Here is a 5369-nt window from a genome sequence, read left to right as displayed (position 1 = left end):
GTCCCCTTTTCTTTTTTAAATATGTAAGCTTATTTCAAACTCTCACAAATACGGCTGATAATTTCCGTCACCCGCGGATTATCCAGACTACGGCGCGCAGAAACCAGACAAGCCTGCGATTTCAGCATAATGCCGTCATCCAGAATTTTCAGTCTATTGGCACGTAATGTCGAACCGGTCGATGTGATATCAACGATAATATCCGCAGAACCGGCAGCCGGTGCGCCCTCGGTAGCACCCAAGCTCTCAACAATACGGTAAACCTGAATCCCGTGTTTCTGAGAGAAAAACTGTTGCGTCAGCCGCCAATATTTGGTGGCAATCCGCAAACGGCGGCCATGACGTTGACGGAAATCCGCAGCCACATCATCCAGATCGGCCATTGTCGCCACATCGTGCCAGACTTCCGGCACGGCAACGATCACATCCGCATGACCAAAGCCAAGCTGCGTTTCAATCTGTACCTTTTCATCGGCACGCGCCAGCGTCTCACGGATCAGGTCTTCGCCGGTGACACCGAGATCAACTGTCCCATAACCCAGTTCACGGGCAATTTCTGACGCGGAGAGAAACAGAATATCCACATCATCCACGCCTTCAATACGGGCGCGGTAATTACGGTCATCCTCCGGCAGAACTACATGCAATCCGGCTTTCGCCATCACTGCAATTGTCTGCTCTTTCAGACGGCCTTTGGAAGGCAAAGCCAGTGTTACAGTCATGAGCCTGCTCCTGCCTGTGTTGCCTCGGCACATTTTTGTAAACGGTCGAGCCAGATGGAGAAACCAACACCGGAAATACGCTCTTTCGCACCCAGCATTGTCAGCAAACGGTCATAACGTCCGCCACCGACAATCACACCGCAATCAGCATCGCGGCTGGTAATTTCGTAAACCAGACCGGTATAATAATCGAGCGGACGGCCAAAACCTGCATCATAAGCGATGATGCCAAGATCGATACCAGCCTTACGCATTTCCTCAACACGTTTGCCGAAGCTCTGCAATGCAGCGCCGAGATCAAGACCATTCTGTTCAGCAAATTCTGTCAGCTGTACAGTCGCCTGTTCCAGCGGCACGCGAATGGACAGGAATGTCTTAAGTGCTGTCAGTACCCTATCTGCCAGCTGAACCGCAGCCAGTTGCTGCTTCTCCATCAGACGCCGTGCAATCTCAGAAGGGCTGCGGCCTGCGGCCGGTGAAATACCTGCAACCTGCATTTCCTGTGCAAGTGCAGTGACCAAAGCATCTTCACCCTGTTCATCCACAATCTGACGCAAACGCTCAGGAATAACATTACCAAGACGCGGTGACGTCAAATCCTGCAAGGCCTGTTCCAGCAGTTCAGCACTACCAAAAGCACGCGCCAGCTTTTTCTGCCAGCCGCGTGGCAGGCCGAGAGATGCCAGAACAGCTTCAAAAACAGACTGATCGCCGAGCAATACCTGCAATGACGCATTGGGAGCCGCCTGATGCACAGCATTCAACGCATCGCTCAGAGAGCGCGCATCGGAGGCCGGTTCATTATCTCCGCCAAGATCTTCAATACCGGCCTGATGAAAGCTGGTGCCGCCTTCACGGCGCTGGCGGAAAACCTCACCAATATAGGAATAGCGTTTTGGTGTGGCTGCATTCAGCGCAATATGATTGCGGCAGACCGGAATGGTAAATTCCGGACGCAGGCACAGACTGTCGCCATTCTCATTCTCGGTCAGGAAAATCCGGCTGCGCAGATCCTCACCGGCCATATCCAGAAAAGGATCAGCCGGTTGCAAGATCGGAATATCAACGGCTTCACTCGACGTGGTCGCAAAATAAGACGCCAGATCAGCGGCAATATCTGCTGTTTGACGATTGCTCATTTTACTTCGCCTGCCTGCTTAGTTCCTGCAAGCGATCCTCAGCCTGTTCAGCCAGAATACGCTTCACTTGCGCAACCAGATCAGCTTCTTTGACAGTGATCTGCGCCGGGCGGCTGGCGCGCCATTCCTCATTGCTTTCGATCTCACCGGAAAGACGCTTGCCCTCGATCAGATCCTTGATCTGAATTTCGCCATTGGCACGTTCATCGCCGCCCTGAATAATCGCAAGCGGCGCATTGCGGCGGTCTGCATATTTCAGCTGATTACCGAACTTCTTCCAGTTACCCTGATACATCTCTGCACGGATACCGGCGTCACGGAGATCTTGCGTGAATTTCTGGTAGCGGCCGAGGCTTTCGGCATCACCATCCATCACAGTAATGACGACCGGCGCCATTGCATCTTCTGAGCCGAGCTTGCCGAGGTTTTTCAGCGCTGTCATCAGACGGGAAACGCCGATGGAGAAACCCGTTGCCGGAACCGGCTGACCACGGAAACGCGACACCAGACCATCGTAACGGCCACCGCCACCAACAGAACCGAAGACGACTTTTTCACCCTTTTCGTTGGTGACGTCGAATTGCAGTTCGGCCTCATAAACAGGACCGGTGTAATATTCGAGACCACGCACAACAGACGGATCGATTTTGACGCGACCGGCATAGCCGCCTGCATCAAATAAAATCTGCATCTGTGCGAGTTCTTCAACGCCTTCAGTGCCGCGAGCATTGCCTTCAACAACAGCACGCAAATTCGCAATGGTCTGCTGACCATCTTCCGCACCGGCAGCAGTAAAATCGAGCACTTTGGCAATTGCCGCGGCATCAAGGCCAGCACCTTTGGTAAAGTCACCGGATTCATCACGGCGGCCCTCACCAAGCAACAGCTTCACGCCCTCTTCACCAAACTTGTCGAGCTTGTCGATGGCACGCAACACATTCAAACGGCGACCGTCATTGTCATCACCAGCCAGACCGATTGCCTCCAGCACGCCGTCGAGAACCTTACGGTTATTGACGCGGATCATATAATCACCGCGCTGAATGCCAAGACGCTCCAGCGTATCCGCTGCCATCATGCACATTTCCGCATCGGCAGACACGCCCGGCGCGCCAACCGTGTCCGCGTCAAACTGCATAAACTGACGGAAACGACCAGGGCCCGGTTTTTCATTGCGGAATACCCAGCCATTGCGATAGGTGCGGAACGGCAGCTGAATTTCATTGAAATTCTCAGCCACGTGACGCGCCAACGGCGCAGTCAGATCATAGCGCAGCGACAGCCATTGTTCATCATCATCCTGCAGCGAAAAAACGCCTTCATTCGGGCGATCCTGATCCGGCAGGAATTTGCCCAAAGCATCAGTATATTCAACAAGCGGCGTTTCAATCGGATCAAAACCGTAGCGCTCATAAACCTCACGGATTGTTGCCAGCATTTTCTCAGCAGCACGCAGATCATGAGGCTCACGGTCCACAAAGCCGCGCGGCAACCGCGCTTTCATCTTCTCCGCTTTATTTGCCATGATACTGATCCGCTAAACTTGAGTTATCTTGAAGATTAAATGCCTTAATATCCTTGAAAGGCGCGTATGTTCCTAACCGATCAGTTTGCATGCGGCAAGAGTAAGATCCGCGCAGAAACATATTATGCAGGCCGTACAAAATCCTGCCGCAAGCGCTCGATCACCGGACGGCAATAACAACCTTCCAGATGATCATTCACCAACCCCATCGCCTGCATAAAAGCATAGACTGTCGTCGGGCCGACAAATGACCAGCCGCGCTTCTTCAAATCCTTGCTGATACGGGTAGAAATCTCGGTTAAAGGGTTCGCTTTATAGGCCGCCAGATCAAACCGTGCCGGCCGGTCTTTCGGCTGCGGCTCAAAGCTCCAGAAATAAGCAGCCAGCGAGCCCTTCTCGGCAATCAGATCAATCGCACGACCTGCATTATTAATCGCTGATTTGATCTTGCCGCGGTGGCGTACAATGCCCTTATCCTGCATCAGACGCTCAACATCTTCCTCAGTAAACTGCGTCATTTTATGAAAATCAAACTCTGCAAAAGCACGGCGGAAGTTTTCACGCTTACGCAGAATTGTCAGCCATGACAGGCCGGACTGAAAGCCCTCCAGACAGATTTTCTCGAAAAGACGACGATCATTATCAACCGGAAATCCCCATTCCGTATCATGGTAAAGCAGATAATCCGGCAAACCGCCATGCCAACCACAGCGCACCCGCCCGTCTTCCCCCAAATGCAATCCTGCTTCCAAAACCGGTATATCCTGCACCATTTTTCACCCGCGCCATCTCTGCCCAAACCAACGAGTCTCTCTATAGCATATTTCATTTGACATGGAACAAAAAAAGAACATATCTTCCGTTTCAAGACAGAAAGCAGCCGCGAAACCCAACTCAGAATATTTACCTGCTGATAACCAAAAGAGAAAGTTTTCACCGCATTTGCGCATCCGCAAGGCAGTGATTCACCTTTTCAAAAGGGTCAGGCATCACAGTCGAGGCAAAGGAATCTGCATGTCTCGCCTGCTGAACAGTGCATCACAGTTTCAGGCATGACTTCAACACAGGACGATCTGATGAAACCACGTCATCTGCTGCTGATCGCATCCATTGCTGCTTTTGCCCTGTCCGCCATTTCAGCTGGCGGAGCATTTGCCAATGACCGTTATGCCACACCGCCGCCTCTGGTTCTCAGCCCTGATCTGAGTGCGCCCTGGGTCACTCAATTGCAGCCGCAGCGCTATGCCACTCAGCTTGCGCCATCAAAGCCGCGCATCTACCGCAACAGCGGATCACAAGGCATTCAGGCACCGGCGCAACGCTCCGCCACACGCCAGCAAGCACGCACAAAACAGGATAAAGCTCTGCAACGGAATGCAACCTATCAGCAGGGTTCATTCATCCGCACCAGCACGGCAGCACCGCAAAATCCTGCAAAGGCTGCAGGCGGTATGAACCCGATCTATCTGCCGCAGGAAGTTGATTACCCAGCTTCCCATAAGTCCGGAACAATCGTGATCGATACGAAAAACAAGTTTCTGTATCTTGTCGGAGATAATGGCAAAGCCCGCCGCTACGGCGTAGGTGTCGGTAAAGAAGGTTTCAGCTGGAAAGGCACAGAAACCGTGAGCCGCAAAGCCGAATGGCCGACATGGCATCCGCCGAAAGAAATGATTGCCCGCGAACGCAAGAAAGGCCGCATTCTTCCGGTCCGTATGGAAGGCGGTATTGCCAATCCGCTCGGCGCACGTGCGCTGTATTTAGGCAATACGCTCTATCGTATTCACGGCACCAATGCGCCATCCACCATCGGGCGCGCAGTATCCTCCGGCTGTATCCGCATGCGCAATCAGGATGTGGAAGATCTCTATGAACGGGTGCCGGTGGGCACGAAAGTCGTCGTTCTCTGAATCTATCCTGAAGAGCAGAATAGGATTTCTGTTTAAACGCCCCACAACCAAAAGCCCTGCATCAGACACTGAT

At 52.7% G+C, this 5369-nt stretch carries 5 protein-coding genes; 1 reads left to right on the top strand and 4 read right to left on the bottom strand.

What is annotated here, in order from left to right; translation table 11 throughout:
* Nucleotides 1-29: 29 nt before the first annotated feature.
* The 4 genes from hisG to A918_RS0108365 form a co-directional block, all read right to left on the bottom strand.
* The gene (gene hisG / locus A918_RS0108380) at nucleotides 30-722 is read right to left on the bottom strand and encodes an ATP phosphoribosyltransferase (protein WP_022710630.1); all 693 of its coding nucleotides are present in this window, start codon (nucleotides 720-722) and stop codon (nucleotides 30-32) included.
* Nucleotides 719-1861 (bottom strand): ATP phosphoribosyltransferase regulatory subunit, encoded by a 1143-nt coding sequence (locus A918_RS19900; protein ID WP_022710629.1) that lies wholly within the window; start codon nucleotides 1859-1861, stop codon nucleotides 719-721. The genes hisG and A918_RS19900 overlap by 4 nt, the downstream gene beginning before the upstream one ends.
* 1 nt (nucleotide 1862) lies before the next feature.
* Nucleotides 1863-3386 (bottom strand): histidine--tRNA ligase, encoded by a 1524-nt coding sequence (gene hisS, locus A918_RS0108370; RefSeq protein WP_022710628.1) that lies wholly within the window; start codon nucleotides 3384-3386, stop codon nucleotides 1863-1865.
* A 122-nt stretch (nucleotides 3387-3508) separates the two neighbouring features.
* Nucleotides 3509-4159: a DNA-3-methyladenine glycosylase I gene (locus tag A918_RS0108365; RefSeq protein ID WP_022710627.1), complete on the bottom strand. Its 651-nt coding sequence runs from the start codon at nucleotides 4157-4159 to the stop codon at nucleotides 3509-3511.
* A gap of 303 nt (nucleotides 4160-4462) precedes the next feature.
* On the opposite strand from A918_RS0108365, the gene A918_RS0108360 reads away from it, so the two are divergent.
* Entirely contained in the window at nucleotides 4463-5296 is an 834-nt protein-coding gene (locus tag A918_RS0108360) for a L,D-transpeptidase (RefSeq protein WP_028233556.1), read from the top strand.
* The last annotated feature ends 73 nt before the right edge of the window (nucleotides 5297-5369 follow it).

The organism is Pseudochrobactrum sp. AO18b, from assembly GCF_000409565.1.
GTDB lineage: Bacteria > Pseudomonadota > Alphaproteobacteria > Rhizobiales > Rhizobiaceae > Pseudochrobactrum > Pseudochrobactrum saccharolyticum.
The sequence above is the reverse complement of the archived record's forward strand: the minus strand, read 5'-3'. Positions and strand labels throughout refer to the sequence as shown.